This is a genomic window from Arsenophonus nasoniae DSM 15247, from assembly GCF_000429565.1.
GTDB classification, from domain to species: Bacteria; Pseudomonadota; Gammaproteobacteria; order Enterobacterales; family Enterobacteriaceae; genus Arsenophonus; species Arsenophonus nasoniae.
In genome coordinates this window covers 1-1,591 of record NZ_AUCC01000217.1, presented here as the reverse complement: position 1 = coordinate 1,591, position 1,591 = coordinate 1, and the positions used below count along the sequence as shown (strand labels likewise).

At 34.9% G+C, this 1,591-nt stretch carries 2 protein-coding genes; one reads left to right on the top strand and one right to left on the bottom strand.

The window, feature by feature from the left end; translation table 11 throughout:
• Window positions 1-521 precede the first annotated feature (521 nt).
• Window positions 522-1,151, bottom strand: a complete 630-nt coding sequence (locus G468_RS0117650; RefSeq protein WP_026824110.1) for a LexA family protein — start codon at window positions 1,149-1,151, stop codon at window positions 522-524.
• A 104-nt stretch (window positions 1,152-1,255) separates the two neighbouring features.
• Here G468_RS0117650 and G468_RS0117645 point away from each other — a divergent pair, with 104 nt between their 5' ends.
• Window positions 1,256-1,468, top strand: coding sequence for a Cro/CI family transcriptional regulator (locus G468_RS0117645; protein ID WP_026824109.1), 213 nt, complete (start codon window positions 1,256-1,258; stop codon window positions 1,466-1,468).
• The last annotated feature ends 123 nt before the right edge of the window (window positions 1,469-1,591 follow it).

The following is a 1,591-nucleotide window of genomic DNA, read 5'->3' as shown; positions in this document are numbered from 1 at the left end:
TCATAAGCTGCCTGTCTGGCTTTTCTACGCTCATTTCTACGACGACGAGCATTATCATAACCATGAAAGTTACACATATTACCTCCTACAATGGGTTTTGGTGGTGTGTGCCGGAGGTATCCGGATTATATTGACAGTCATATTGGTAGTACCCTGGTGTTGACTTTTACTTAATGACTGTATTTTGGTTATTTCACACACCCCAAAACCGACTGTTTGGGTGTTTTATGGTTCGCTTTTTCAGCGAAAGAGTGTTAAAGAGCGGTAGAGCTTAACTGTCGTCACTTGCCTTCATGTTCATACGCCTCAGGCTGGCTACTTAGCAACGTCTGGCAAAGTTTCAGATAACTCGAAGTATTGTCTGGCGTTTGCCTGTTGCAGTGAGTTGATGGAATGTAGTTTAGATAACAAAACTTATTGTGTCAATATATGTTTTATTAATTAAACTTTAGGCAGGCAGTTTATGTTAAAAGAATTTTAGATTTGATTTTTTAATTCAGTGAGTTATTGAAAAGAATTGATTAAACAAGATCAAACTCAATACGAGTTCCAACACCAATGATATAATCTAAAGTGTCAATTTGAATAGGTTTGTAATTGGGATTTATAGAAACAAGATAAATATTTGGTCCGTCTATAATTAATTTTTTTATTATAATGGCATCAGAACTAGGTAAATGGGCAGCCACTATAAGACCACTGCTAACTTTATATTTCGGATCAATAATTAAGAATGCTCCTTCAGGAAGGGAAATCCCTGAACCAGTTGTACTTACCATAGAATCCCCTTTAATTTGAACCGCAAAACAAGAGTTATTGGTATTAGACGAAGTTTCTATCCAATGATCATTATTCATAATACTATCACTCCATGTTACTGCCTGCTCAAGTGATAGTAGTGGTATTTTTTTCATTTTATTATGATAGGGTATTACTTCATCATTTAACTCACCTTCTAATAACCATTTTTCACTCACTTTAAGCACGTGGGCTAAAGCAGCCACATAATCTGCTGACGGTTTATTCCCGCCATTGACCCATTGACTCACTGCTCCTTTAGAGGCTTTAGTAGCTTTGACAATGTCTTTGTGTTTTAGCTTTAATTGTCGCATGCGTAAGATGATGCGTTCATTAATAGTTGTTTTTTTCATGTTTATATTATTAAACATTTTTAGTTTTGAATGTTGATCATATTTGTTTTGTTGTGTAAACTTTCTGACATAGCTAAATCTCCTGTGGATGGAAATCCGTTTTTATGCTTAAGAAAAATGTGATTGATTATTTTGGAGGTACGGTTGCTACAGCAAAAGTTCTTAACATTTCCAAATCTACAGTTAGTCTTTGGGGGGAAGTTATCCCTTGGAAATATGCCCTTTTAATTGAAAAGTTGACTAAAAAGAACCTAATGCTTGAGGCTGACCTTTATCAAAATAAAACAATAAGAACTCTGAAAAATAATTCGCTTTAATTTTATTAATGGATTGTTTTAAACAATAACCGCTCTTTAACAACCTGGCCTCCCTGAAATTGGGAGATTTATAAATTCCCAGCCCATCGGGAGGGAATACTATTATCTGAAACTTATGGAATT

Bases quoted from the DNA above. Each gene is read 5' to 3' on its own strand.
- G468_RS0117650 (WP_026824110.1), bottom strand. From the start codon at position 1,151: ATGAAAAAAACAACTATTAATGAACGCATCATCTTACGCATGCGACAA.
- G468_RS0117645 (WP_026824109.1), top strand. From the start codon at position 1,256: ATGCTTAAGAAAAATGTGATTGATTATTTTGGAGGTACGGTTGCTACA.